The organism is Stenotrophomonas maltophilia (genome assembly GCF_023518235.1).
GTDB lineage: Bacteria > Pseudomonadota > Gammaproteobacteria > Xanthomonadales > Xanthomonadaceae > Stenotrophomonas.
In genome coordinates this window covers 2,975,001-3,000,235 of record NZ_CP090423.1, presented here as the reverse complement: position 1 = coordinate 3,000,235, position 25,235 = coordinate 2,975,001, and the positions used below count along the sequence as shown (strand labels likewise).

Annotated in this window: 22 protein-coding genes (1 of these 22 only partly in view); 8 read left to right on the top strand and 14 right to left on the bottom strand. The window is 68.7% G+C overall.

What is annotated here, in order from left to right; all coding sequences use genetic code 11:
• Positions 1 to 23: 23 nt before the first annotated feature.
• Positions 24 to 776 carry an SDR family NAD(P)-dependent oxidoreductase gene (locus tag LZ605_RS14085; RefSeq protein WP_107231536.1) on the top strand — a complete coding sequence of 251 codons (753 nt, stop codon included), beginning with the start codon at positions 24 to 26 and terminating at the stop codon, positions 774 to 776.
• A 157-nt stretch (positions 777 to 933) separates the two neighbouring features.
• Here LZ605_RS14085 and LZ605_RS14080 read toward each other — a convergent pair whose 3' ends face one another.
• From LZ605_RS14080 to LZ605_RS14065, 4 genes are all read right to left on the bottom strand, one after another.
• Positions 934 to 1,833: an SPOR domain-containing protein gene (locus LZ605_RS14080; RefSeq protein WP_249842171.1), complete on the bottom strand. Its 900-nt coding sequence runs from the start codon at positions 1,831 to 1,833 to the stop codon at positions 934 to 936.
• Between the two features lie 21 nt (positions 1,834 to 1,854).
• Complete coding sequence (gene argS, locus LZ605_RS14075; protein ID WP_249842170.1) at positions 1,855 to 3,543, bottom strand: arginine--tRNA ligase; 1,689 nt, start codon at positions 3,541 to 3,543, stop codon at positions 1,855 to 1,857.
• 111 nt (positions 3,544 to 3,654) lie between these two features.
• Positions 3,655 to 4,359, bottom strand: coding sequence for a RadC family protein (gene radC / locus LZ605_RS14070; RefSeq protein ID WP_249842169.1), 705 nt, complete (start codon positions 4,357 to 4,359; stop codon positions 3,655 to 3,657).
• 70 nt (positions 4,360 to 4,429) lie between these two features.
• The gene (locus tag LZ605_RS14065; protein ID WP_249842168.1) at positions 4,430 to 5,056 is read right to left on the bottom strand and encodes a response regulator transcription factor; all 627 of its coding nucleotides are present in this window, start codon (positions 5,054 to 5,056) and stop codon (positions 4,430 to 4,432) included.
• A gap of 226 nt (positions 5,057 to 5,282) precedes the next feature.
• On the opposite strand from LZ605_RS14065, the gene coaBC reads away from it, so the two are divergent.
• Genes coaBC through LZ605_RS14050 form a run of 3 tightly spaced genes read left to right on the top strand, consistent with a single transcriptional unit; the run spans position 5,283 to position 9,388 of the window.
• Positions 5,283 to 6,545, top strand: coding sequence for a bifunctional phosphopantothenoylcysteine decarboxylase/phosphopantothenate--cysteine ligase CoaBC (coaBC, locus tag LZ605_RS14060; RefSeq protein ID WP_249842167.1), 1,263 nt, complete (start codon positions 5,283 to 5,285; stop codon positions 6,543 to 6,545).
• Complete coding sequence (gene dut / locus LZ605_RS14055; protein ID WP_249842166.1) at positions 6,542 to 7,030, top strand: dUTP diphosphatase; 489 nt, start codon at positions 6,542 to 6,544, stop codon at positions 7,028 to 7,030. The genes coaBC and dut overlap by 4 nt, the downstream gene beginning before the upstream one ends.
• Positions 7,031 to 7,042: 12 nt before the next feature.
• Positions 7,043 to 9,388 carry a phosphomannomutase/phosphoglucomutase gene (locus tag LZ605_RS14050; protein WP_249842165.1) on the top strand — a complete coding sequence of 782 codons (2,346 nt, stop codon included), beginning with the start codon at positions 7,043 to 7,045 and terminating at the stop codon, positions 9,386 to 9,388.
• A 210-nt stretch (positions 9,389 to 9,598) separates the two neighbouring features.
• Here the strand turns inward: LZ605_RS14050 and LZ605_RS14045 are convergent, their stop codons facing one another.
• The 8 genes from LZ605_RS14045 to pyrE form a co-directional block, all read right to left on the bottom strand.
• Entirely contained in the window at positions 9,599 to 10,312 is a 714-nt protein-coding gene (locus tag LZ605_RS14045) for a response regulator transcription factor (protein WP_107231543.1), read from the bottom strand.
• Complete coding sequence (locus LZ605_RS14040; protein WP_249842164.1) at positions 10,293 to 12,953, bottom strand: sensor histidine kinase; 2,661 nt, start codon at positions 12,951 to 12,953, stop codon at positions 10,293 to 10,295. The genes LZ605_RS14045 and LZ605_RS14040 overlap by 20 nt, the downstream gene beginning before the upstream one ends.
• 51 nt (positions 12,954 to 13,004) lie before the next feature.
• On the bottom strand, positions 13,005 to 13,655 hold the full coding sequence (gene kdpC, locus LZ605_RS14035) for a potassium-transporting ATPase subunit KdpC (protein WP_249842163.1): 651 nt from the start codon (positions 13,653 to 13,655) through the stop codon (positions 13,005 to 13,007).
• The gene (gene kdpB / locus LZ605_RS14030) at positions 13,652 to 15,709 is read right to left on the bottom strand and encodes a potassium-transporting ATPase subunit KdpB (protein ID WP_249842162.1); all 2,058 of its coding nucleotides are present in this window, start codon (positions 15,707 to 15,709) and stop codon (positions 13,652 to 13,654) included. Before kdpB ends, kdpC begins: the two co-directional genes overlap by 4 nt.
• 10 nt (positions 15,710 to 15,719) lie before the next feature.
• A complete protein-coding gene (gene kdpA / locus LZ605_RS14025) occupies positions 15,720 to 17,429 on the bottom strand; it encodes a potassium-transporting ATPase subunit KdpA (protein WP_249842161.1) in 1,710 nt (569 codons plus the stop codon).
• A gap of 11 nt (positions 17,430 to 17,440) precedes the next feature.
• On the bottom strand, positions 17,441 to 17,533 hold the full coding sequence (locus LZ605_RS14020; protein ID WP_005407770.1) for a potassium-transporting ATPase subunit F: 93 nt from the start codon (positions 17,531 to 17,533) through the stop codon (positions 17,441 to 17,443).
• Positions 17,534 to 17,707: 174 nt separating this feature from the next.
• Entirely contained in the window at positions 17,708 to 18,373 is a 666-nt protein-coding gene (locus LZ605_RS14015) for a hypothetical protein (RefSeq protein ID WP_249842160.1), read from the bottom strand.
• 18 nt (positions 18,374 to 18,391) lie between these two features.
• The gene (gene pyrE / locus LZ605_RS14010; protein ID WP_057498237.1) at positions 18,392 to 19,051 is read right to left on the bottom strand and encodes an orotate phosphoribosyltransferase; all 660 of its coding nucleotides are present in this window, start codon (positions 19,049 to 19,051) and stop codon (positions 18,392 to 18,394) included.
• A gap of 163 nt (positions 19,052 to 19,214) precedes the next feature.
• Here pyrE and LZ605_RS14005 point away from each other — a divergent pair, with 163 nt between their 5' ends.
• From LZ605_RS14005 to LZ605_RS13995, 3 genes are all read left to right on the top strand, one after another.
• On the top strand, positions 19,215 to 20,015 hold the full coding sequence (locus LZ605_RS14005; RefSeq protein WP_249842159.1) for an exodeoxyribonuclease III: 801 nt from the start codon (positions 19,215 to 19,217) through the stop codon (positions 20,013 to 20,015).
• Positions 20,012 to 21,316: an AmpG family muropeptide MFS transporter gene (locus LZ605_RS14000; RefSeq protein WP_249842158.1), complete on the top strand. Its 1,305-nt coding sequence runs from the start codon at positions 20,012 to 20,014 to the stop codon at positions 21,314 to 21,316. Before LZ605_RS14005 ends, LZ605_RS14000 begins: the two co-directional genes overlap by 4 nt.
• Positions 21,317 to 21,393: 77 nt before the next feature.
• A complete protein-coding gene (locus LZ605_RS13995; protein ID WP_005420465.1) occupies positions 21,394 to 21,624 on the top strand; it encodes a hypothetical protein in 231 nt (76 codons plus the stop codon).
• Positions 21,625 to 21,702: 78 nt separating this feature from the next.
• Here LZ605_RS13995 and LZ605_RS13990 read toward each other — a convergent pair whose 3' ends face one another.
• Positions 21,703 to 22,830, bottom strand: a complete 1,128-nt coding sequence (locus LZ605_RS13990) for an anhydro-N-acetylmuramic acid kinase (protein ID WP_249842157.1) — start codon at positions 22,828 to 22,830, stop codon at positions 21,703 to 21,705.
• A 65-nt stretch (positions 22,831 to 22,895) separates the two neighbouring features.
• Entirely contained in the window at positions 22,896 to 24,368 is a 1,473-nt protein-coding gene (locus tag LZ605_RS13985; protein WP_249842156.1) for a peptidoglycan DD-metalloendopeptidase family protein, read from the bottom strand.
• A 166-nt stretch (positions 24,369 to 24,534) separates the two neighbouring features.
• On the opposite strand from LZ605_RS13985, the gene tyrS reads away from it, so the two are divergent.
• Positions 24,535 to 25,235, top strand: partial view of a tyrosine--tRNA ligase gene (gene tyrS / locus LZ605_RS13980; protein ID WP_049431058.1) — the 5' portion only. 511 nt of this gene lie beyond the right edge of the window; only the first 701 of its 1,212 coding nucleotides appear in the window; its start codon is at positions 24,535 to 24,537; its stop codon lies beyond the right edge, outside the window.

Genomic DNA, 25,235 nt, shown 5'->3' with positions numbered 1-25,235 from the left:
GGTTTCCGCCCTGGAGTTGCTTGATGACCCGCACCGTCCTGATTACCGGCGCCACCTCCGGCTTCGGCGCCGCCGCCGTCCACCGCTTCGCCCAGGCGGGCTGGAAGGTGATCGCCACCGGTCGCCGCAGCGAGCGCCTGCAGCCATTGGTCGACCGTTATGGCAAGGATGTGGTGCACGCCGCCGCCTTCGACATCCGCGATGCGGTGGCGATGGAAGCAGCGCTGCTGGCGCTGCCGCCGGCCTTCGGCGAGATCGATCTGCTGGTCAACAATGCCGGGCTGGCGCAGGGCACCGCGCCGGCGCAGGGTGCGAAGCTGTCGGACTGGACCACCATGATCGACACCAACATCACCGCACTGGTGACCCTCACCCACCGCCTGCTGCCGCAGTTGGTGGAGCGCCGCGGCGCGATCATCAACATCTCTTCGGTGGCCGGTGTCTACCCGTATCCGGGCGGCAATGCCTATGGTGGCACCAAGGCGTTCGTCAGCCAGTTCTCGCTGGGCCTGCGTTCGGACCTGCACGGCACCGGCGTGCGCGTAACCACGATCGAACCGGGCATGGCCGAGACCGAATTCACCGTGGTGCGCACCCATGGCGACCAGAACGCCTCGGACAAGCTCTACAGCGGCGCCAACCCGATGACCGCCGAGGACATCGCCGAGCAGATCTTCTGGGTGGCCACGCTGCCGCCGCACCTGAACATCAATCGCCTGGAACTGATGCCGGTCAGCCAGTCGTTCGCCGGCTTCCAGGTGGCCCGCGAAGGCTGACCTGCGCCGTGCGACGTCCCGTGCCATCGCAGGTGGGGTGTGTCCTGTAGAGCCGAGCCCATGCTCGGCTTCGTCGGGATTCAGCCGAGCATGGCTCGGCTCTACAGAAACAAAAAAAGCCGGGCAATGCCCGGCTTTTCCGTTCAACTCCAGCAGATCACTGCGCCTTGATCGCCATGGCCTGCAGCCCGGTGCCATCCAGCTTCTGCTTGGCTTCGGACAGCTCGCCGGCCGTGCCATAGGGCCCCATGCGCACGCGGTACACGGTCTTGCCGTTGATCTGTGCCGATTCCACGCGTGCCGCAAGCCCCATCATCGCCAGCTTGGCCTTGGTGGCTTCGGCATCGCCGGAGGCACCGAACGCGCCGGCCTGCAGGATGTAGCGGGCATTGTCGGCGGCGGCCGGTGCGGACACGGTGCTGGCCGCAGCCGGCGCGGTGTCCGTGCGCGGCGCCGGGGTTGCTGCGGCAGTGCTGGTCGTTGCGGGCACGGTGCTGGCCGGCGGCGTCGTTGCCGCCGGACGTTCACTCAGCGGAGCCGGCAACGGACGGCTGGTCGCGGTCGCCGGCGCGGTACTGGCCACGCTGGCGGTGGCCGCAGGTGACGGCGTGGTGGCCGTCGCCGGCGGCACCGGCTTGCCTTCCAGTGCGGCCTGCGCGCGCTGCGCCTCGGCCTTGGCCCGGCGCTGGTCCTCGGCGCGCGCGCTGGCGGCCAGTTCGGCGTCGGACATCTCCACTTCCTTGCCCGGCAGCAGGGTGTAGAAGTCGTACTGGGTGGCGGCCGGCTTTTCCGCTTCGGAGGGCTTGGCCGCAGCCGGCTGCGCGGCCGGCTGGCTGCCGACATCGCTGTCGGCATCGGCGACCGGGGCCGGTTGCGCGTTCGGGTTCGGCTGCGGACCGGCGCGCAGGAAACCATCGCCTTCGCCCTTGAACAGGTTCGGCGCCGCCAGGAACACCACAGCGGCGATCGCCACACCGGCCACCAGCCACACCCATCCGGGTGTGCCCTGGCTGCCGCTGTTGCGTCGTGCCTGGCTTTTGCCGCGTCGTGCTGCCATGTGTACTGCGTCTCCTGATGCTTACATTTTTTCCGGGGCGCTGACGCCCAGGAGTTCGAGGCCGTTGGCCAGCACCTGGCGTGCTGCGCAGGCCAGGGTCAGCTTGGCATTGCGCTCAACACTGTCGTCCACCAGCACTGGCGTCCCGTGATACCACGTGTGGAACGCATGCGCCAATTCACGCAGGTACTGCGCCACCAGGTGCGGCTCCAGCGCCACGCCGGCCGCTTCCACCACTTCCGGGTACCGCGAGATCTCGTTCATCAGCGCCAGCGAGGCGTCGTCGCCCAGGCGGGCGAGGTTGGCCAGGCCGTTGCCCTGTTCGTACACCAGGCCCTTCTCCTGCGCCTGGCGCAACAGGCTGCACACGCGCGCGTGCGCGTACTGCACATAGAACACCGGGTTGTCGTTGCTCTGCTGGCGGGCCAGGTCGATGTCGAAGGTCAGCTGCGAATCGGGCTTGCGCGCGATCAGGAACCAGCGGGTGGCATCGCGGCCGGCTTCCTCGATCAGGTCGCGCAGGGTGAAGTAGCTGCCGGCACGCTTGGACAGCTTCACTTCCTCACCGCCACGCATGACGGTGACCATCTGGTGCAGCACGTATTCCGGCCAGCCCTGCGGGATGCCCACTTCCATGGCCTGCAGGCCGGCGCGCACGCGCGCCAGCGAACCGTGGTGGTCGGCGCCCAGCTCAGTGATCGCGCGCTCGTAGCCGCGCTGCCACTTGGACAGGTGGTAGGCCACGTCCGGAACGAAGTAGGTGAAGGTGCCGTCGGACTTGCGCATCACGCGGTCCTTGTCGTCACCGAAGTCGGTGCTGCGCAGCCACAGCGCGCCGCCTTCCTCGTAGGTGTGGCCGGACGCCTGCAGCTTGGCCACCGCTTCGGCAACCTTGCCGTCGGCGTACAGCGAGCTTTCCAGGAAGTAGATGTCGAAGTCGACGCCGAACGCGGCCAGGTCCAGGTTCTGCTCGTTGCGCAGGTAGGCCACAGCGAAGCGACGGATCGCCTGCATGTCGTCCGGATCCTTGGCGCCGACCACCAGGGTGCCCTCCAGGTCGACGCTGGCGCCGGTCATGTAGGCGCGGGCGACGTCGGCGATGTATTCACCGCGGTAGCCGCCTTCCGGCCAGCCGTCCTGGTCCGGGGCGATCCCCTTCACGCGGGCCTGCACCGACAGCGCCAGATTCTCGATCTGCACGCCGGCGTCGTTGTAGTAGAACTCGCGCTTGGCGTTCCAGCCGTTGGCATCGAGCACGCGCGCTACGCAGTCGCCGATCGCGGCGGCGCGGCCGTGGCCGACGTGCAGCGGACCGGTCGGGTTGGCCGACACATACTCCACACCCACCGTGCGGCCATTGCCGGACAGGTTGCGGCCGTAGTCATGGCCTTCCTTGATGACCGACGCGGCTTCGCGCTGGTAGGCGGCCGGGGCCAGGTGGAAATTGATGAAGCCCGGGCCAGCGATCTCGACCTTGCTGACGTCCTCGCTGCGCGGCAGCGCCTCGACCAGCGCCTGGGCCAGTGCGCGCGGATTGCTGCGCGCGGCCTTGGCCAGCAGCATCGCGGCGTTGGTGGCGAAGTCGCCATGGTCGCGGGTCTTCGGGCGCTCGACCACGAAGTCCGGCGGCAGGGAGTCGGCGGGCAGGGTGCCATTGGCGCGCAAGGCTTCGATGCCTTGGCTGATCAGGGCGCGGAGGAGATTTTTCACGAGGCCTGCTGTGAGAATGAGCGGCGGAATCGCCCATTTTAGCGCAGATACCCGCAGCCACGCTGAGCCCCGCCTGCCTGGCGGGGCCGGGGGCCCGTCGCCAGCCCCCGCTCAGCCGAACAGGCGCGGTTGTGGCTGGGCCAGCAGCCCTCGTTCAGCAAACGAAACAGGCCGCCCCTCACCCACCACGAAGTGGTCCAGCAGGCGCACGTCCACCAGCGCCAGCGCCTGCTGCAGCTCGTCGGTGATGCGGGTGTCAGCACTGGAGGGTTCCGGATCGCCGGACGGGTGGTTGTGGCTGAGGATCACCGCTGCGGCGTTGTGCAGCAGGGCCCGCCGTACCACTTCGCGCGGGTACACCGGGGCCGCGTTGATGGTGCCCTGGAACAGTTCCTCGCAGGCGATCAGGCGGTGCCGGTTGTCCAGGAACAGCACCATGAAGATCTCCCGGGCCTGGCCGCGCAGCCGGTGCTGCAGGTAGCGGCCGACCGCGACCGGGTTGTTGCCGACGGGTTCGCCGTGCTGCAGTTCGGCGGCCAGGTAGCGGTGGGCCAGCTCCAGGCCGGCCGCCAGCGTGCAGCTGCGTGCCGGACCCAGGCCGGGCAGCCGCGCCAGGTCGCGGGCCGGGCGGTCAAGCAGCTGCCGCAACGGGCCATGCGCGGCGAGCAGATCGCGCGCGGTGTGCACGGCATCGCGGCCGCCGGACCCGGAGCCGAGGAACAGCGCCAGCAATTCAGCATCGGACAGCAGGGCAGCGCCGTGCGCGAGCAGTTTCTCGCGGGGTCGTTCCTGTTCGGGCCAGTCGCGGATGGGCATGCGTTGATCATCGCCGGCTGCGTTGCGGCCTCCCATCGGCACACCCCGCGCGCGCGCGTCGGCCAATGCCTCAATCGCGCCGGCGCTGCAGATAGGCGAACAGTTCCTGGTTGGTCTGCAGGCCCAGCTTGCGCTTGGCTTCAGCCTTCTGCCGGCTGATCGTCTTCGGGCTGCGGCCGCAATGGGCCGCAATGGCATTGACCTTCAAGCCGGCCGCCAGCAGGTCCAGCACTTCCTGCTCGCGCGCCGACAGCGCCGACGGCTCACGCGCGAACATCAGGTCGCGCGCTTCAAGGTGGTGGCGCAGGTGTGGCGAAACGAAGACCTGGCCGGCCATCGCCGCGTTCAGCGCCTGCGGCAGCTGGCCGAAATCGGCGCACTTGTCGACCAGGCCACCCACGCCGTCGCGCAACAGGCCATCAAGCAGGCCCGGATGGCGGGCGCCGGTCAGCACCACCACCGGCAGCGCCGGGTGGCGCGCCTGCAGTTCACCGATCAGCTCGGGGCCATCAGGGCCGGTGCCGGGCATGGACAGGTCGGTCAGCACGGCGTCGCAGGTTTCGCGTTCCACCAGGTGCAGCAGCCCGGCGCCGTCACGGGCGGCGCCGACCACGTCCATCAGATGGGCCTGCAGCACGATGCGGATACCGTGCAGGACGACGGGGTGGTCGTCGGCGATGATGATGCGCGGTTGCACGTGGAATCCTCGGAAGGCGAAACGGCGCACCAGCGGTGGCCAACCACGATTCTGCAAAGGTGGTCGGCCTACAGGTATAGGAAAGTTCCGAATCGCACGGTTCCGGATGCAGAAATTGTCGTAGTGCAAGTTCCATCTGCTGATAGCTGCCGGCTATGTGCGCCCTGCACCGGGACATTACCGGCCATCGGGTAAGCTAGCGCCCTCGTTTGCACAGGAAATCCAGGTGGCTGACTCCCCCAACGCTTCCCCGGCGCCGGCCCGCGCGCTGGAAGGCCAGAAACTGTTGTTGTGCGTCGGAGGCGGGATCGCGGCCTACAAGGCTCTGGAGCTGGTGCGGCGGCTGCGCGACGCCGGCGCCCAGGTACAGGTGGCGATGACCGCCGGTGCCCAGCAGTTCGTCACCCCGCTCAGCTTCCAGGCCCTGTCCGGGCAGCCGACCCGCACCACGCTGTGGGACAGCGCGGCCGAACAGGCCATGGGCCATATCGAACTGGCGCGCTGGGCCGATCGTATCGTGGTCGCCCCGGGTACCGCCGATCTGCTCGCGCGGCTGGCCCAGGGCCATGCCGATGACCTGGTCAGCACGCTGTGCCTGGCCAGCACCGCACCGCTGACGATCTGCCCGGCGATGAACCATCGCATGTGGCTGCATCCGGCCACCCAGGCCAACATCGCCCTGCTGCGCCAGCGCGGCGCGCAGGTGATCGGTCCGGTCGATGGCCCGCTGGCCGAAGGTGAATCCGGTCCCGGCCGTCTGGCCGAACCGGGCGACATCGTGGCCGCGCTGGCCGCCAACGGCCGCGCGGCCTCAGCGGTTGCCGCGCCGGAAACCCGCGCACTGCAGGGCCTGCGCCTGCTGGTCAGCGCCGGCCCGACCTACGAAGATCTGGACCCGGTGCGCTACGTCGGCAACCGCAGCAGCGGCAAGATGGGGTTCGCCCTGGCCGCCGCGGCCGCGGCGATGGGCGCACAGGTGGTGCTGGTCAGTGGCCCGGTGCAACTGCCCACGCCGCCTGGCGTGCAGCGCATCGATGTGCGCTCGGCCGCGCAGATGCGCGATGCCGTGCTGCAGGCGCTGCCGGCCGACATCTACATCGGTGCAGCGGCGGTATCGGACTACACGCCGCGCCAGGTGGCCGCGCAGAAGCTGAAGAAGACCGCCGACAGCCAGTCGCTGGTGATTGAGCTGGTGCGCACGCCGGACATCCTGGCCGAAGTCGCCGCGCAGACCCAGTCGCTGAAACTGGTGGTGGGCTTTGCCGCCGAGACCCACGATGTGGAGAAATATGCCCGTGGCAAGCTGGTCGACAAGCGCCTGGACCTGGTGATCGCCAACCAGGTCGGCATCAGCGGCGGCGGTTTCGAAAGCGACAACAATGCCGCCACGGCCTTCTGGCAGGACGGCGAACAGAACTTCCCGGCCACCTCCAAGCGCGAGCTGGCCGAACAACTGCTGGCGCTGATCGCGCGGAGGCTTCAGGCATGACCCAGGCGGTATCCACACCGGCATTTTCCCCGCAGCCGTTGCAGGTCAAGCTGCTCGACCCGCGTTTCGGCGACAGCTGGCCGTTGCCGGCCTACGCCACCGAAGCCAGCGCCGGCATAGACCTGCGTGCGGCGCTGGACACCGCGCTGACCCTGCAGCCTGGCGACACCGCGCTGGTGCCCAGTGGCCTGGCCATCCATATTGCCGATCCGCACCTGTGCGCGGTCATCCTGCCGCGTTCCGGGCTGGGCCATCGCCACGGCATCGTGCTCGGCAACGGTACCGGCCTGATCGATGCCGATTACCAGGGGCCGCTGCTGATCAGCGTGTGGAACCGCGGCCGCGAAGCCTTCACCGTCGAGCCGGGTGATCGCATCGCCCAGCTGGTGGTCGTGCCCATTGCCCGCGTCAGCCTGCAGGTGGTGGATACTTTCACCGACAGCGTGCGGGGCACGGGTGGATTCGGCCATACCGGGGTGCGTTGACAGGGGACATCGATGAGCGGCATCGGGGAGGAACAGCGGGGACGGTCATTGGGGCGCGGCGCTCCCCTTCTGGGGGTGTTGCTGGTCCTGCTGGCAGGCTGGTTCGGTTGGAGCGCGGTGCAGCAGTGGCGCCAGGAGGCCAACGGCCAGGCGCTGGAGCAGGCGCGTGACCAGGCCGTGCAGGGGCTGCAGCAGGCCGCCGCTGGCCAGGTGCAGCAGCTGCAGCAGCACCTCAACAACGATCGCGTCCAGCAGGCGCTGCAGGCCGGTGATGCGGCCGCCGCCGCCCTGGCCCTGCGCGAGAGCTGGACCGGCGTGGAACAGGTGGAGGTGCTGACCTCCGACCTGGCGACCGCCTATGCCGATCCGGCGGCCTTCGGTTATGCCCGCCTGGCCCTGCTGGAGGCCGCGCTGGCCGAAGGCAAGCCCGGCGTACGGGTGGTCCGCGACGGCGGTGGCAACCGGCTGGGCCTGGCCGCGCCGGTACAGCTGGGTAACCTCGGCCCGGCCGTGGTGTATGTGCGCCAGCCGCTGCTGCGGCTGACCTCGGCGCTGGACCAGGCGAGTGCGCCGTCCAGCGGTTTCCTCGGCCTGCGCCAGGGCGTGCGCGATCTGGTCAGCCAGGGCAATGCCAGCCTGGCCGAAGGTGCCGAAGCACTGGCGCGTCCCATTCCAGGAACGCCGCTGCGGCTGGCCGCGTCGGTGCCCAGCGTCGAGGCCGGGCCGCTGGGCCTGGGCGCGCTGGCCAGCGCCATCGTTGCCCTGTTGCTGGCGTTCATCGCCGTATTGCTGGTGGTGGGGCGCCATCGCCTGCCGGCGTCGCTGCCGCTGCCGCGCCGCGCCTCGGCGGTCGAGGCCGACCTGGGCCCGACGCTGAGCGAAAGCCTGCAGCAGTCCCCGCCGCCGGCGGCCAGCACGGCCAACCGTGATGCCACCCCGCCGCCGCCGCCGCCGGTGCCGGCTGAAGAGCTGGCGGCGGGAATCTTCCGTGCCTACGACATCCGCGGCGTGACCGGCAGCGAACTGACGCCGAAGACCGCCGCGCTGATCGGCCAGGCCATCGGTACCGTGGCGCTGGAACAGGGGCTGCGCGAAGTGGTGATCGGCCGTGATGGCCGCCTGTCCGGCCCGGAGCTGGCGGCGGGCCTGGCCGAAGGGCTGCGCCGCGCCGGCTGCGCGGTGATCGACATCGGCCTGGCACCGACCCCGGTGGTGTACTACGCCGCCTTCCACCTGCGTACTGGCACCTGCGTGGCCGTGACCGGCAGCCACAACCCGCCCGAGTACAACGGCTTCAAGATTGTCATCGGCGGCGAGACGCTGTCCGGCGATGCCATCACCGATCTCTACGCACGCATCGTCGAGGGTCGCCTGGTGCAGGCCACCGAACCGGGTGACTACCAGCAGCGCGACGTCAGCGCCGATTACATCCAGCGCATTGCCGATGACGTGCAGCTGGATCGTCCGCTGAAGGTCGTCGCCGATGCCGGCAACGGTGTGGCCGGTGCATTTGCGCCGCAGCTGCTGGAGGCGATCGGTGCCGAAGTCATTCCGCTGTACTGCGATGTCGACGGCACCTTCCCCAACCATCACCCCGACCCCAGCGAACCGGCCAACCTGGAAGACCTGGTGCAGACGGTGAAGCGCTTTGGCGCCGACCTCGGCGTGGCCTTCGATGGCGATGGTGACCGGCTGGGCGTGGTCACCGGCGAAGGCAGGATCATCTATGCCGACCGCCTGCTGATGCTGTTCGCCGCCGATGTGCTGATGCGCAACCCCGGTGCGATGGTGATCTACGATGTGAAATGCACCGGCAAGCTGTCCGACCACGTGCTGCGCAATGGTGGCAGCCCGTTGATGTGGAAGACCGGGCATTCGCTGATGAAGGCGAAGATGCGCGAGACCGATGCCGAGCTGGCCGGCGAGATGAGCGGCCATTTCTTCTTCAAGGAACGCTGGTTCGGTTTCGACGACGGCCTGTATGCGGCGGCACGCCTGCTGGAGATCCTGGCCCAGCGCGAGGAAACCCCGGACGAGGTGCTGGCCGAGCTGCCGGAGATGGTGGCGACGCCAGAACTGAAGGTGCCGGTGGCCGACGGGACACCGCACGCGCTGGTGGCGATGCTGGTGGCGGCTGCGCAATCGCCGGACAACCCCTACGTGGGGGGCCGGCTGTCGACCATCGACGGCCTGCGTGTGGACTTCCCCGACGGCTGGGGCCTGGTGCGTGCCTCCAACACCACGCCGGTGCTGGTGCTGCGCTTTGAAGGTAGCGACGAGGCTGCACTGGAACGCATCCAGGCCCTGTTCCGCAGCCAGCTGCAACCGGTGCTGGGCGACACCCCGCTGGGGTTCTGAGACGGGGCCGGGCTGCGCCCGGCACCCGCCGAAGCAACATCAACCTCAACATCAAGAGCGGGCTATCCGTGGGACACCGCCCCACCTCTGACAGTTTCCCGGTGCTGTTGGTAGGTGTCGGCCTTGGTCGACCCAGCAGTTCCACGCTATGCGTGGATGCTCTTCCCAATTCGCTTGTCTGGTGGGTGCCGACCGTTGGTCGGCACACCCTCACCCCTTGAACCGCAATCCCACGCCTGGTTCGGTGAACAGGTAGCGCGAATCCAGTGCCGAATCGCCCAGCTTGTGCCGCAGCTTGCCGACCAGGATGCGCAGGTAGTGGGTGTCATGCTGGTGGGTCGGGCCCCAGATTTCCTGCAGGATCTGCGGCTGGGTCACCACCCGCCCGGCATTGCGCAGCAGCAGCGACAGCAGCGCGTATTCCTTGCGGGTCAGCGCCACCGGCTCGCCATCGAGCGCCACTTCGCGGCGTACCAGGTCCACGTGCAGGTGGCCATCGTCGAACACCGGTGGCGTGCCGTCGGTCGGCACGCTGCGGGTGCGCAGCAGCGCCCGCACCCTTGCCATCAGTTCCTGGGTACCGAACGGCTTGGTCACATAGTCGTTCGCGCCGTTGTCCAGCGCCCGCACCTTTTCCGTTTCACCGGCACGCACGGTCAGCATGATCACCGGCACCTGGCTCCACTGCCGCAGCTGCTCCAGTACCTCATGGCCTTCCATGTCCGGCAGGCCGATGTCCAGGATCACCAGGTCCATGTCTTCGCTGGCCGCCATCTGCAGTCCCTGCTGGCCATTCTCGGCCTGGCGCACCTGGTAGCCCTGCGCGCGCAGGCTGATGTCCAGGAACCGGCGGATCTGGGTTTCATCATCGATCACCAGCACGCGCGGGGCCGGCGCGCTGGCATCAGTCGGAGTCGGGCTCATCGTGGGACGCTGGCTTGAGCAGGGGGAGGGTGATGCGGATCAGGGTACCGCGACCATCGCGTCCTGGCAGCGCCTGCACGCTGCCACCATGCGCGCCGATCATGCCCTGGCAGATGGTCAGTCCCAGGCCGGTGCCGTGGCGGCCGCGGTCACCGCGCTCGACGCTGTAGAACATGTCGAAGATGCGTGCGCGCTCGTCGTCGGGAATGCCGGGGCCGGCATCGATCACGTCGATGCGCAGCTGCCCGTCCAGTTCGCGCGCCTGCACCTGCACGGCGGCGTCGGGCGGGGAGAACTTGGCGGCGTTCTCCATCACGTTGAACACCGCCTGTTCGACCAGTGCCGGGTGCACCCAGATCGGCGCCAGCGTGGGCGGAATGTCCAGCTCCAGCCGCACCTTCGGCTGGTAGCGCTGCAGGCGCCGCGCCGCCGAGCCGATCAGCTCGTCCACGCCGATCCAGTCGCGGTTGATCTTCAGGCCTTCGTGGCCGAGCCGGGTCATGTCCAGCAGGTTCTGGATGTAGCGGTCCAGGCGTTCGCCCTCGACCAGGATGGTGTCCAGCAGGGCGCGGCGGTCGGCGCTGTCCATCGCCCCGCCATAGCTGGCCAGGCTGTCGGCCGAACCGATCATCGCCGCCAGCGGCGAGCGCAGATCGTGCGATACCGAGGAGAGCAGCGCCGAGCGCAGGCGCTCGGTCTCGTTACTGACGTGCGCCTGTTCCAGTTCGGCCACCAGACGGGTGCGCAGCGCGGCCTGGGCGATGTCGTCGACCATCGCCTCGGCCAGCTGGCGCTGCTCGGGCAACAGGCGTGCCTGGGCGCCGGGCAGATACAGTCCGGCCACGCCGATCGCGCGGTCCTCGCCATCCAGCAGCGGCAGGAACCACCACTGCGCGCCGGCCAGGGTATCGGTGAAGCGACCGCTGGGCTGACCGTGGCGCAGGGCCCAATCGGCGGCCGCCAGATCGGTGTCGCCTGGCTGGCTGCGGCCGCCGGTGGCGGTGTCGGCGCCGATCCGCAGCCACGCCGGCACGTCCATGGCCTGTTCCAGCGCGTGCCGCCCGGCTTGCGCCACCTCGCCATTGCCGGCCGCGCTGGCCAGCTGGCGGCCCAGCTGCTGGCGCGCGCGGGCGTGGCGGTTGGCCGCGCGCAACGCGATCACCTGCATGCGCAGGCGTGAGGCCAGGCGGCCGGCCACCAGTGCCGCGGCCAGGAACAGGAACACGGTGATCACGCCCTGGCGCGCACCGATGGCGAAGGTGAAGCGCGGCGCGATGAACAGGAAGTTGTAGGCGAGGAAGCACAGGATCGCCGCCATCACCGCCACGCTGGCGCGGGTTCGCGCGGCGACCAGCACCACCGCCACGATGAACACCATCGACAGGTCGGCCATGCCCACCCAGCGCTCGGCCAGCCACGCCACGGCACAGGCCAGCGCGGTGGCGATCAGCGCCTGCACCGGCTCGTAGCTGATGCCGCGCCCGGGCGGCAACAGGCCTTCGCGTCGCGATCGCGCGCGCGCCTGCGGGGTGCTGATGATGGTGATCTCGTAGTGCGCGCCGCGCTGGATCAGCTGCTGGGTCAGCGTGCGGTTGAACATCCGTGCCAGCGGCCGTTCGCGGGTACGGCCCAGCACCAGAGTGGATACACCATTGTGCGCGGCATGGTCGAGCAGGGCATCGGCGATGCTGGAGCCGTGCAGCAGTTCGGCGTCACCGCCCAGCCGCCGCGCCAGCGCGAAGGCCGCATCGATCTCGCGCCGGGTCGCCTCGTCCTGGCGCCGGCTCTGCACGGTCACCACCGTCCACGGTGCGTCGCGGCGTTCGGCGATGCGCCGCGCCACCCGCACCAGGTATTCGCTCTGGCCACCCCCATCGATGGCCACCAGCACGCCACGCCGCAGCGGCAGGTTGCCTTCGCCGCGTGCGGCACGGGTCTCGCGCAGGCTGCTGTCAACGCGGTCGGCCGCCTCCTGCATCGCCAGCTCGCGCAGTGCGGTCAGATTGGCGGGCGAGAAGAACGCCTGCAACGCCTGCGCGGCCTGCTCGGGCACGTACACCTTGCCCTGCTGCAGGCGCGCGATCAGCTCGCGAGGCGGCAGGTCGACCAGCACGATGTCATGCAGGCGATCGAGCACGCCGTCCGGCACTGTCTCGCTGACCCGCACGCCGGTGATGCGCATCACCACATCGTTGAGGCTTTCCAGATGCTGGATGTTGACCGTCGTCCAGACATCGATGCCGGCGTCCAGCAGTTCCATCACATCCTGCCAGCGTCGCTCGTGGCGGCTGCCCGGCGCATTGCGGTGCGCCAGCTCGTCCACCAGCACCAGCGCAGGACGCCGTGCAAGCACGGCGTCAAGATCCATCTCCTGCAGGGCGTGGCCGTGGTAGGCCACATCCTTCAGCGGCAGCTGCGGCAGGCCTTCCAGCAGCGCTTGGGTATCGGCCCGGCCGTGGGTTTCCACCAGCCCGACCACCAGATCGACACCACGGCGCAGCTGTTCCTGCGCGCGGGTCAGCATGGTGTAGGTCTTGCCCACCCCCGGCGCCGCACCGAGGAACACGGTCAGCTTGCCGCCGGCTTCGCGTTGCAGGCCTTCCACCAGGGCATCGGCCTGGCGGGTACGCACATCAGTCATGGGTGCCGCTGTCATGCCGGCCATTGTGCGCGCAGCGGGTGCAGGCCGGCATCACGGCGCCTTGGCCGCGTGGTCCAGGGCGAAGTTCAGCGTCACCACGTTCACCCGTGGCTGGCCGAACACGCCCCACTGGCGTCCTTCGGTATGGGCCTGCACCAGTGCCTGCACCCGTTCCACCGGCAGCCCGCGGGCGCGCGCCACGCGGACCACCTGCAGCTGGGCCGCGGCCGGCGACAGCTGCGGGTCCAGGCCACCACCGGACTGGGTGACCAGATCGGCCGGCACCTGCGCCGGCGCCACGCCTTCGCGTGCAGCCACGGCCGCCGTGCTGGCGGCCACGCGTTCGGCCAGTGCCGGGTTGCTGCGCGCCAGGTTGGAACCGGCCGCCGCCATCGGGTCGTAGTTGGCCGCCGATGGCCGCGCCTGGAAATAGCCTTCGGCGGTGAACGGCTGCGCCAGCCACACCGAGCCACGCACCTGGCCGTTGCCATCGCGCAGCAGGCTGCCTTCGGCCTGGCCCGGGAAGGCAAGGCCGGCAAAGCCGGTAGCGATGCCGGCATAGACCGCACCGGCCAGCAGCAGCGTGGCCAGGCCCAGGCCAATCGCCGGGCGCCAGCTGGCACCGTCCTGCAGGCTGGCCACGCGGGCCTCGGCTTTCGGTTCGCGGGACAGGGAAGACGAAGTGGAAACAGAACGGTTCATGCGCCGAATACCAGGACAAGAAGGAGGTCGATCAACTTGATCGCCGCGAACGGCAGCAGCACGCCGCCGAGGCCGTACACCAGCATGTTCCGGCGCAGCAGCGCAGTGGCGGTGGCCGGGCGGAAGCGCACGCCACGCAGGGCGAGCGGGATCAGGGCGGGAATCACCAGGGCGTTGAAGATCAGCGCCGCCAGCACCGCGTTGCGCGGGCTCGACAGCTGCATCACGTTCAGTGCGGCCATGGTCGGAACCGCAGCGGCAAACAGCGCCGGCAGGATCGCGAAGTACTTGGACACATCGTTGGCCAGCGAGAACGTGGTCAGCGCGCCGCGGGTGATCAGCTGCTGCTTGCCTACCTCCACCACCGCCAGCAGCTTGGCCGGGTCCGAATCCAGATCGACCATGTTGCCGGCTTCCTTCGCCGCCTGCGTTCCAGAGTTCATTGCCAGGCCGATGTCGGCCTGGGCCAGCGCCGGGGCATCGTTGGTACCGTCACCGACCATCGCCACCAGGCGACCGCCGGCCTGTTCCTGGCGGATGCGCGCCAGCTTGTCTTCCGGGCGCGCCTCGGCGATGTAGTCGTCCACACCGGCCTCGGCGGCGATGGCGGCGGCGGTCAGTGGGTTGTCACCGGTGATCATCACCGTGCGGATGCCCATCGCCCGCAGCTGCGCGAACTTCTCGCGCATGCCGTGCTTGACCACGTCCGACAGCTCGATCACGCCCAGTACGTGGCGGCCCTCGGCGACGACCAGCGGGGTGGCGCCATTGCGTGCTACCTGCTCGACGCGTCCGCCGAGTTCGGCCGGCACGCTGCCGCCGTGCGCCTGCACGTGGTTGCGGATCGCGTCCAGCGCGCCCTTGCGGATCTGGCGTCCATGTTCCAGGTCGACACCGGACATGCGGGTCTGTGCACTGAAGGCCAGGTAGTCGGCATGCTCCGGCTCGGCGGTGGCGCAGCCCTGTTCGCGGGCCAGGCGCACGATCGACTTGCCTTCCGGGGTCGGGTCGGCCAGCGAGGACAACAGCGCCGCTTCGCGCAGCTGGCTGGCATCGATACCGGCCAGCGGATGGAAGTGGCTGGCCTGGCGGTCGCCGTAGGTGATGGTGCCGGTCTTGTCCAGCAGCAGCACATCGACGTCGCCGGCCACTTCCACCGCCTTGCCCGACTTGGCCAGCACGTTGGCGGCCAGCGCTCGGTTCATGCCGGCAATACCAATGGCCGGCAGCAGGCCGCCGATGGTGGTCGGGATCAGGCACACCAGCAGCGCGATCAGCAGCAGCGGATCGACCTGCACGCCAACTGCAGCGCCGATGGCCGGCAGCGTTGCCACCACCACCAGGAAGGTCAGCGTCATCGCCGCCAGCAGCAGGGTCAGCGCGATCTCGTTCGGGGTCTTCTGCCGGTTGGCACCTTCCACCAGCGCGATCATCCGGTCCAGGAAGCTGTGGCCCGGCTCGGCGGTCACCCGCACGATGATCTGGTCGGACAGCACCTTGGTGCCGCCGATCACGCCGGAACGGTCGGTGCCGGCCTCGCGCAGCACCGGTGCCGATTCGCCGGTCACCGCCGCTTCGTTGATGGTGGCCAGGCCCTGCACGATCTCGCCATCGGCCGGCACCAGTTCTCCAGCACTGACGATCACGTGGTCGCCCGGCCGCAGTTCGGCGGCTGGAACCTGGGTTTCGGCGGCATCCGGCTGCGGTGCCGCCAGCCGGCGTGCCACCAGATCCTGGCGGGCACGGCGCAGCGAGGCGGCCTGGCCACGGCCGCGGGCTTCGGCCACGGCCTCGGCGAAGTTGCCGAACAGCACGGTCACCAGCAGGATCGCGGTCACCGCCAGGCCGAAGCCCAGCGGCGCATTGCCGGTCAGGGTGACGATCGCTGCCACGATCGTGCCGGCCATCACCACCGCCATCACCGGGCTGCGCACCAGGTGCATCGGCGACAGCTTGCGCACCGCCTCGATCAGCGCACGGCGCAGGCCGGCGGCATCGAGCAGGGCAGGGCGCGGCGCATGGGAACTACGGGTTGAACTTGCATGACTACTCATGGGGGTGTCCTCAGTGCAGTCCCAGGCTCAGATGGTCGGCAATCGGGCCGAGTACCAGCGCCGGCATGAACTGCAGCACGGTCAGGATGACGATCACCGAGACCAGGGTCAGGGCGAAGGTCGGCGTTTCGATCTGCAGGCTGCCGGCAGATTCCGGCGCCTGGCGCTTGGCGGCCAGCTGCGCAGCCACTACCAGCGGGATGATCAGCAGCGGGAAGCGGCCCAGCAGCAGCACCAGCGAGCAGCTCAGGTTCCACCACAGCGTGGCGTCACCCAGCCCTTCGAAGCCCGAGCCGTTGTTGGCATAGGCCGAGACATACTCGTAGAACACCTGGCTGATGCCATGGAATCCGGGGTTGGAGGTGCCGGCCAGGCCGGGCACGGCCAGGGTGATCGCGGTGAACACCAGCAGGGTGATCGGCTGCAGCAGTACCAGCAGCGCCAGCAGGCGTACCTGCGGTGTCTCCAGCTTGCGGCCGAACAGTTCCGGCGTACGCCCGGTCATCAGGCCGGCCAGGAACACGCCCAGCAGCAGGTACACGATGAACTGCTGCAGGCCGCAGCCGATGCCGCCCCAGATGGCGCTGACCAGCATGTTGACCATCGCGATGCCACCACTGAGCGGCGCCAGCGAATCGTGCATGCCGTTCACCGAGCCATTGGAGACCTGGGTGGTCACCGCCGCCCACAGCGCAGTGCCATCGGCGCCGAAACGCACCTCCTTGCCTTCCATCAGCAGCGGGGTGGCGGCGCTGGCGCTATGGCCCTCGCTCCACATCATCGCGCCGGTGGACAGCAGCGACATGCCCAGCATGCAGCTGAACACCAGAACGCCGAAGCGTCGGCGGCCGGTGAAGGCACCGATCATGAAGATCACCGCCATCGGCACCAGCAGGATGCCAAGCACTTCCAGCGCGTTGGACAGCGGCGTCGGGTTTTCCAGCGGGAAACTGCTGTTGGGGCCGTACCAGCCGCCACCATTGGCCCCCAGCTGCTTGGCCGCGACCATCGCCGCCACCGGGCCCAACGGCAGTTTCTGCTCGGCCATGCCGGCGCTGGCATCGATCGGCGTGGCCTGCGGCCCGCCCGCCATCGTGGACGGCACGCCCTGGCTGGTCAGCAGCAGGGTCCACACCAGGCACAGCGGCAGCAGGAAGCGCACGCACAGGCGCACCACGTCCACGTAGTAGTTGCCCACCGCCACCTGGCGGTCATCGCCGGCGCCGGTGGCCGCCGCAGCCTGCGGCGCACGCGAGAACAACGCGCGCAGCGTGGCCACGGCCAACGCCAGGCCCATCATCGGCGTTACCACCTGCAGACCGGTGATGCCGGTCATCTGGGAAAGGTAGGACAGCTGCGCCTGGCCCGAATAGTGCTGCTGGTTGGTGTTGGTCAGGAACGAGATCATCGTGTGCAGCGCGGTGTCCCAGCGCATGTTCGGGATCTGGTCCGGGTTCAACGGCAGCCAGGCCTGGGTCATGAACACGGTCTGGGTCAGCACCGCCACCACCACGTTGCTCAGCACGAACGCCAGCACATAGCCGCGCCAGCTCATCGAACGCGATGGATCGACACCGAACACCCGGTACAGCGGTTTCTCGATCCAGTGGAACAGCACGTCGACCTTCATCGGCGTGCCACGCATCACCCGCGCCAGGTACACGCCCAGCGGCCACGCCAGCACAACGCTGACGGCAATAATCACAAGCATCTCAGTCATGTCAGGCTCCGTCAGAACGACTCGGGCCGCAGCACGACATAAAGCAGATAGGCGGCGGCGACCAGCACCAGCACGCCACACAACAACGACAGCCAGGGGGACATTGCAATAGCGTCCTGGTGGAACCCCTCCACCTCAGGCCGCCATCGTCGTCCTGCCACCCATAAACGCACTACGCGCCGGACCGGGCCGGCGCGTAAAGAGTGCATAAATTCAGCGGCTCAACCCGTAACCGGGCCCGGGGTAGCGCCGGGCCAGGCCCGGCGGAGGCAGCGCCGTCAGCCCGCCGGAGCGTTCGCCGGCGCCAGCCCCTTCAGCTCGCGATAGCGCTGCAGGGTGCTTTCGATCTCGGCCTTCAACGCCTGCTGCTGCTGCGCGAACCCGGCCAGCAGCCGCTGCTGGGATTGCAGCTGCGCGTGCCGCTGGCGGATTGCCTCGGCCTGCTTCTCGGCCACCGGGGCGCCCCCCAGTTCGCGGTCGCCGGCGGCCGACAACAGCGCCACCAGCGATTCACGCATGCTGGCCACGTTGTACTCGGCCGTCTTGAGGTTGTTGTCCAGCACTTCCTGGCGTTCGGCGAACACCCGGCGCAGGTCGTCTTCGCTGCCATAGGTGGACAGCATGGCCTGCTCGGTGCGCTGGCGGGTCTGCACGGCCATCAGGTCCAGCTGCTGCTGCGCCGCGGCCGTGCTGGCCTCGGCGCGCTCGGCGTCGGTCAACGCGCGCTGGACCTGCGCATTGCGCAGGCCGCTCTTCGCATTGAACTCCTCGCGGGCGTGGTTGACCGCATCGGCCGGCAGCGAATCACTGCAGATCCGTTCCTTGCCCTCGTTCCAGCAGTACAGCTTCTTCTCCACCTTGCCGGGGTCGCGCGACTGCGCCGGCACGGTGAACGGCACGGCCAGCAGCAGGCCGGTGAAGAGAACAGCAGGAACGCGGGACATGGCCTTTCCCCTGGGTGGTCAGCGGGTCGAACGAACGCCGTACTGGGCCCGGTAGGCTTCCAGCGGCTGCCGGTAGCCCACAAGTTCCGGGTTGCCGGAGGCGAAATCAAGCAGGTCGGCCAGCGACGCCACGGCGATCACCGGGATGCCTGCTTCTTCGGCCACCGACTGCGCGGCCGAGCGGCGGTCGGATTCCGAGGCGATCTCCTGGCGGTCCAGCGCCACCACGATGCCGGCCGGGGTACCGCCGGCGCCGCGGATGATGGCCAACGCCTCGCGGATCGCGGTACCGGCGGTGATCACGTCGTCGACGATCAGCACGCGCTTGCCATTCATGTCGGCGCCGATCAGCTGGCCGCCTTCACCATGGTCCTTGGCTTCCTTGCGGTTGAACGACAGCGGCAGGTCACGGCCGCGCTGGGCCAGCTCGCAGGCCATCGCGGTGGCCAGCGGAATGCCCTTGTAGGCCGGGCCGAACACCACGTCGTACTTGATCCCGGTGGCGTCGATGGCATCGGCGTAGCAGGCGCCGAGCTGGGACAGCAGCGAACCGGAGTCGAAGCGACCGGCGTTGAAGAAATAGGGGCTCAGGCGGCCGGACTTGAGGGTGAACTGGCCGAAGCGGAGGGCGTCGGCGGTCAAGGCCAGCTGCAGGAAACGGTGGCGGTGGTCGCTCATCAAAACTCGATTCATCTTCATTTGGAGCACAAATCCTAATCCAGCTGGGCGTTTCGCGCTCGTTTGCCCCGCCGTGAAGGCCCGCCCGGGGGCCGCCGGCAGACTGCGCAGCCCCGCAGGCAACCGGTATGCTTGCCCGGTTTCCCGCCGCAGGTTCCCCCGCATGCGCATCATCAGTTTCAACGCCAATGGCATCCGTTCGGCCGCAACCAAGGGCTTCCTCGATTGGTTCCGGGCCCAGGACGCCGACGTCCTGTGCATCCAGGAAACCAAGGCCCAGGAAGACCAGCTGACCGACCCGATGTTCCGCCCGGACGGCCACCACTGCTTCTACCGCGACGCCATCACCAAGAAGGGCTACAGCGGCGTGGCCATCTACAGCAAGCGCGAGCCGGACCAGGTCATCACCTCGCTGGGCTGGGCCCCGTTCGACGACGAAGGCCGCTACATCGAGGCCCGCTACGGCAACCTCAGCGTGGTCTCCTTCTATATCCCGTCCGGCAGCTCGGGCGACCTGCGCCAGGGCTTCAAGTTCGAAGTGATGGAATGGCTGCGGCCGATCCTTGAAGAGTGGGCGCGCAGCGGCCGCGACTACGTGCTGTGCGGCGACTGGAACATCGTCCGTTCAGCACTGGACATCAAGAACTGGAAGTCCAACCAGAAAAATTCCGGCTGCCTGCCGGAGGAGCGCGACTGGCTCAACGCCCTGTGCGCCGACCACGGCCAGGCCACCGATGTCGCCGCCGGTCGCGGCTGGGCCGATGCCTACCGCCTGCTCAACCCCACCGGCGAGGACTACACCTGGTGGAGCAACCGCGGCGCCGCCCGTGCCAACAATGTCGGTTGGCGCATCGACTACCAGTTCATCACCCCGGGCCTGCGTGAGCGCCTGCGCAGCTGCTCGATCTACCGCGACGAGCGCTTCTCCGACCACGCCCCGTTCACCGTGGACTACGACCTGTGACCGAGGCGGCCACGCCGGCCAGCTACAAGGGCTGGGCCGGGATCAAGCGCGCCTTCGGTACGCCCTCGGCACTGACCATGGCCATGCTCGGCTTCGGCAGCGGCCTGCCATTCCTGCTGATCGCCTCGCAGACCCTGTCCACCCGCCTGCGTGATGTCGGCCTGGACCTGGGCAGCATCGGCCTGATCAGCCTGGCCAGCTTCTTCTACCTGCTCAAGTTCCTGTGGGCGCCGCTGCTGGACCGCTATGCCTTCCCGCTGCTCGGCGGACTGGGACGCCGGCGCTCGTGGCTGCTGGTATCGCAGGTGATGGTGCTGGTCGGCCTGGTGGCGTTGGCATTCGTACGCCCCGAGCAGGGGGTGTGGCCGCTGGTGGCGTGGGTGCTGGTGGCCTCGTTTGCCGGCGCCACCCAGGATTCGGCGGTCGATGCCTACCGTATCGAGATCGCCCCGCAGACCGCCCAGGCCGCACTGGCCGCCACCTATACGCTGGGCTACCGGATCGGCCTGATCCTGGCCGGGGCCGGCGCGCTGTACCTGGCCCAGTTCGAAGGCTGGATCGTTGCCTACCTGGCGATGGCCGCGCTGATGCTGCTGCCGATCATCACCACCCTGCTGTGCGCCGAACCGGAACGTCCGGCCACCACCGTGCAGCGGCGCATCGACGTGGCCGAAGCGTTCGTGCAGCCGATCACCAGCTTCTTCAGCCGCAATGGCGTGGCGCTGGCCCTGGTGTTGCTGGCGTTCGTCGGGTTGTTCAAGTTCCCCGACCAGGTCATCGGGGTGATGGCCGGTCCGTTCTATCTCGACTCGGGCTTCGACAAGGCCGACATCGCCACGGTGTCCAAGCTGTTCGGCGTGTGGATGGGCATCGGCGGCGCGTTCCTCGGCGGCATCGCGGTGGCGGCCTTCGGCTTCCGTCGCATGCTGCTGGTCGCCGCGCTCGGCGTCGCGCTGTCCAATCTGGCCTTCCTGCTGATGGCGCACAACCCGGGCAAGCTGTGGGCGTTCTACGCTGCGCTCAGTGCCGACAACCTGTTCCAGGGCTTCGCCGGCACCGTGCTGGTGGCCTTCATGTCCTCGCTCACCGACCGCAATTTCACCGCCACCCAGTACGCGCTGCTGGTGTCGCTGGCCAACCTGCCCGGCAAGTTCGTCGGTGGTGTGTCCGGCTATATCGTGGAAGCCACGTCGTACAGCACGTTCTTCATCCTCAGCTCGATCACCGTGGTGCCGACGCTGCTGCTGCTGGCGTGGCTGTGGCCGCGCATCGTCGACCGGACCCCGCCACCGGCGGCCTGATTGCCTGCCCGCCCGGTCTGCGGGATCATCGCCCCGACGCGCCGAGGGGGCGGTGCCTTGCGAACGGGGAAGTGAGCATGGCCGACGTTGTGCTGCGGGACCTGGACCCGCTGCTGCTGGAACGCATCCGCCGGGTCGCCGTGGCCCGCGGCTGGACCCATGAACAGACCTGCGCCGCGCTGCTGGAGCAGGGGCTGTTCAGTAGTGAACTGGAGGTCCGCTCCGGCTTTGGCGATCCCGAAGTCGACGCACTCTCTGATGCCATCGCCGCGCTGCAGGCCCTGCCGGCAGGGCAGGGCTTCGATTGATCTGATCGCCACTCGCCGGGCATGGCCCGGCGCTACCACGTGCTTTTGTAGAGTCGAGCCATGCTCGACTGCTTCTGCTCACGCCAGATGGATCGCACCCAGGATCCGCGGCCCCTTGGCCCCGGTCACGCTCGGCAGGTTGCCGGCCAGTCCGTCCAGCGTCCGCTGTGCCAGCCACGCAAACCCCATTGCTTCCACATACTCCGGGTCCAGCCCATGCACCGCGCTGGACTCCACCTGCACGCCCGGCAGCCGTGCGCTCAGCCGCTTCATCAGCTGCCGGTTGCGCACGCCGCCGCCGCACACCAGCAGCCGGCGGGTCTGCGGCTGCTGCGCCAGAAGCGCATCGGCCACCGTCGCCACGGTCAGTTCCAGCAGGGTGGCCTGCACGTCGGCGGCGGCGAACTGCCCTTCGCCCATGTGCGTCTCGGCCCAGGCCAGGTGGAACTGTTCGCGGCCGGTGCTCTTCGGCGGCGGCAGATCGAACCACGGGTCCGAACGCCAACCGGCCAGCAGGCTGTCATCCACCGCACCGCTGGCCGCGTAGGCGCCGTCGGCATCGAAGGTGCGTCCGGTGTGGCGCTGGCACCAGGCATCCATCAGCGCGTTGGCCGGGCCGGTATCGAAGCCACGCACCTGTCCCTCGCGCGGGATCAGGGTCAGGTTGGCGATACCGCCCAGGTTGAGCACTGCACGGTCCTCGTCGGCCGCGCCCAGCATGCCCAGGTGGAAGGCCGGCATCAGCGGCGCGCCATGGCCCCCGGCCGCCACGTCGCGGCGACGGAAGTCGCTTACCGTGGTGATCCCGGTCAGTTCGGCGATGCGGTTGCCATCGCCCAGCTGTACGGTGAACGCCGGGTCGGCCAGGGGCCGATGGCGCACGGTCTGGCCGTGCGAGCCGATCGCACGCACCTGGCGGCGGTCCACGCCGGCCTCGGACAGCAGCTGGTTGGCGGCCTCGGCGAAGTGGATGGCGATCCGCGCATCCAGCTCGCCCAGTTCCTCCAGCGAGTCCAGCGGACCGCCTTCGCCCAGCGCCACCAGGCGTGCGCGCAGCACCGGCTCCCAGCGGGCGGTCAGCCCGTGCACGAAGCGGCAGCCCCCGCTGTCGGGGAACTGCACCAGCGCGGCATCGATGCCGTCGGCGCTGGTGCCCGACATCAGGCCAAGGTACAGGGGGGCGTCAGTGTCGGCAGTGGTGTTCATGGCGGGCATAAAAAAAGGACGCGGCAAGCTTGGGCTGCCGCGTCCTTCTTCGTCAACGCAGGGGGTCAGCCGCGCTTGCGGCCGGTCGCCTGCTTGTCCTTGGCGCTGGCCACCTCGGGGGCGGCCTCGTCGCGGCCGGTCGGTGCCGGGCTGGCATCGGCGTAGATCAGCTTCTCCATGCCCTGGATGCGGGCCATCGCCGGCGCGGTCTGTGCGCGGAAGGCCACCAGCTCGGCACCCTTCAGCGGCTCCGGCGGCGGCATGGTCACGGTCAGCGGGTTGCGGTGCTCGCCGTTGACGCGGAATTCGTAGTGCAGGTGCGGGCCGGTGGCCAGGCCGGTCGAGCCGACATAGCCGATCACCGTGCCCTGCGCCACGCGCTGGCCGGTCTTGATGTTGGCAAAGCGCGACATGTGCCCGTACAGGGTGGTGTGGCCGCGGCCATGGTCGAGGATCACCACGTTGCCGTAGCCACGCTGCACGCCGGCAAACTGCACGCGGGCGTCGCCGGCGGCCATGATCGGGGTGCCGGTACGCGCGGCGTAGTCCACGCCCTTGTGCATGCGCATCTTGCCCAGCACCGGGTGCTTGCGCGCGCCGAAGGTCGAGCTCAGCCGTGCGAACGGGATCGGCATGCGGATGAAGCTCTTCTTCAGCGAACGGCCGTTGATGTCGTAGTACTCGGACTTGCCGTTGCGGTCGAAGCGGAAGCCGGAATAGGTCTTGCCGCCGGTGGTGAAGGTCGCCGCCAGGATCTTGCTGGTGTCCACCTTCTCGCCTTCGCGCCAGGTTTCATCCATCACCACGCTGAAGCGGTCGCCCGGCTGCAGGTCCTTGGAGAAGTCGATGTCGTACTTGAAGATGTCGTCTGTCATCGTCGCGATCGCCGACGGCGACAGCCCGGCCCGGCGCGCGGCCGCATACAGCGAACTGGTGATTTCGCCGCTGGTGACCACCGTGCGCGTGGAGGTCTCGCGCTGGGTCACCTTCTCCTTGATGTCATCGCCGGCCAGGCTCAGCTCGACCCGGTTGTCGGCATCGCGGTCGAAGCGGATGCTGCGCAGGTAGCCGGACAGCGGCATGTCGAAGGCGATCTCGGCGCCCGGGCGAAGCTTGGTCAGCGCCTCGCGCGCGCCGGGGTGGTCCAGTACCCGGTGCAGGGTGGTGGCCGGGATACCGGCTTTGTCGAACAGATCGCTCAGGGTCTGGCCGCGCTGTACGCGCAGCACCTGCCAGCTGTCACCGGGCACCTGTTGCTGGCGGGCCAGGGCCAACGGCGGCAACGGCAGCGCCAGGCTGGTATGGCTGTCGGCGAAGGGCGCATCGATGGTGTGCGAGAAGCCGGGGACGATCGTCGCCACCAGCGCACCGATGGTCGCGAACAGGCTGGCATGCATCCAATGGCGCCGGGTCCAGCGTTCATTGAAGGCGGCGGGAAGGTGTTGCCTGAGCTTCCGATGCAGGGCGTTGTCGTGCAGGACGTGGAGGCGTTCCTGGAAGCGCTGCTTGCGTGCGCGCCCTTGTTCGGAATTGTGCATCGGCGATTTTTCCTGACGGCCCGGGAGCGCGGGCCTAAACGCCGGTTACCATAGACACCTGAGAAAACCGCGTCAAACCCTTGTGCCCATTGGCTTTTGTGAAGCCAATCGGGTTAACTTTGCTTTAACACCCCACACAAGAATCGGCGTTGCCGGGAGTAGTCACGTGTCCTCGATTGAAGAAGCCCTTGCCCTGATCGGCCGTGGTGCCGACGAGATCCTCAAGCTCGAGGATCTGCGTGCGCGCCTGCAGGAAGGCCGTCCGCTGCGGATCAAGGCCGGCTTCGACCCCACCGCGCCCGACCTGCACCTGGGCCATACGGTGCTGCTGAACAAGATGCGCCAGTTCCAGGACCTCGGCCACCAGGTCATCTTCCTGATCGGCGACTTCACCGGCATGATCGGCGACCCGTCCGGCAAGAGCCTCACCCGCAAGCCGCTCAGCCGCGAGGACGTGCTGGCCAACGCCCGCACCTATGAGGAGCAGGTGTTCAAGGTGCTCGACCGCAGCCGTACCGAAGTCCGCTTCAATTCGGAGTGGTTCGGCAAGATGGGCGCGGCCGACATGATCCGCCTGGCCGGCCAGCACACCGTGGCGCGCATGCTCGAGCGCGACGACTTCGCCAAGCGCTATGCCGCCCAGCAGTCCATCGCCATCCACGAGTTCCTGTACCCGCTGGTGCAGGGCTACGACTCGGTGGCCCTGGAAGCGGACGTCGAGCTCGGCGGTACCGACCAGAAGTTCAACCTGCTGATGGGCCGTGGCCTGCAGGAACACCATGGCCAGAAGCCGCAGGTGGTGCTGACCATGCCGCTGCTGGAAGGCCTGGACGGCGTCAACAAGATGTCCAAGTCGCTGGGCAACTA

What these genes read in the sequence shown, in the direction of transcription:
- dut (WP_249842166.1), top strand. Translation starts at nt 6,542, where the DNA reads ATGACCCAGGCGGTATCCACACCGGCATTTTCCCCGCAGCCGTTGCAG.
- LZ605_RS14080 (WP_249842171.1), bottom strand. Translation starts at nt 1,833, where the DNA reads ATGGCAGCACGACGCGGCAAAAGCCAGGCACGACGCAACAGCGGCAGC.
- LZ605_RS13995 (WP_005420465.1), top strand. Translation starts at nt 21,394, where the DNA reads ATGGCCGACGTTGTGCTGCGGGACCTGGACCCGCTGCTGCTGGAACGC.
- LZ605_RS14020 (WP_005407770.1), bottom strand. Translation starts at nt 17,533, where the DNA reads ATGTCCCCCTGGCTGTCGTTGTTGTGTGGCGTGCTGGTGCTGGTCGCC.
- LZ605_RS14050 (WP_249842165.1), top strand. Translation starts at nt 7,043, where the DNA reads ATGAGCGGCATCGGGGAGGAACAGCGGGGACGGTCATTGGGGCGCGGC.
- LZ605_RS14085 (WP_107231536.1), top strand. Translation starts at nt 24, where the DNA reads ATGACCCGCACCGTCCTGATTACCGGCGCCACCTCCGGCTTCGGCGCC.
- LZ605_RS14015 (WP_249842160.1), bottom strand. Translation starts at nt 18,373, where the DNA reads ATGTCCCGCGTTCCTGCTGTTCTCTTCACCGGCCTGCTGCTGGCCGTG.
- LZ605_RS14005 (WP_249842159.1), top strand. Translation starts at nt 19,215, where the DNA reads ATGCGCATCATCAGTTTCAACGCCAATGGCATCCGTTCGGCCGCAACC.
- LZ605_RS13990 (WP_249842157.1), bottom strand. Translation starts at nt 22,830, where the DNA reads ATGAACACCACTGCCGACACTGACGCCCCCCTGTACCTTGGCCTGATG.
- radC (WP_249842169.1), bottom strand. Translation starts at nt 4,359, where the DNA reads ATGCCCATCCGCGACTGGCCCGAACAGGAACGACCCCGCGAGAAACTG.
- kdpB (WP_249842162.1), bottom strand. Translation starts at nt 15,709, where the DNA reads ATGAGTAGTCATGCAAGTTCAACCCGTAGTTCCCATGCGCCGCGCCCT.
- kdpC (WP_249842163.1), bottom strand. Translation starts at nt 13,655, where the DNA reads ATGAACCGTTCTGTTTCCACTTCGTCTTCCCTGTCCCGCGAACCGAAA.
- pyrE (WP_057498237.1), bottom strand. Translation starts at nt 19,051, where the DNA reads ATGAGCGACCACCGCCACCGTTTCCTGCAGCTGGCCTTGACCGCCGAC.
- kdpA (WP_249842161.1), bottom strand. Translation starts at nt 17,429, where the DNA reads ATGACTGAGATGCTTGTGATTATTGCCGTCAGCGTTGTGCTGGCGTGG.
- LZ605_RS13985 (WP_249842156.1), bottom strand. Translation starts at nt 24,368, where the DNA reads ATGCACAATTCCGAACAAGGGCGCGCACGCAAGCAGCGCTTCCAGGAA.
- LZ605_RS14040 (WP_249842164.1), bottom strand. Translation starts at nt 12,953, where the DNA reads ATGACTGATGTGCGTACCCGCCAGGCCGATGCCCTGGTGGAAGGCCTG.
- LZ605_RS14045 (WP_107231543.1), bottom strand. Translation starts at nt 10,312, where the DNA reads ATGAGCCCGACTCCGACTGATGCCAGCGCGCCGGCCCCGCGCGTGCTG.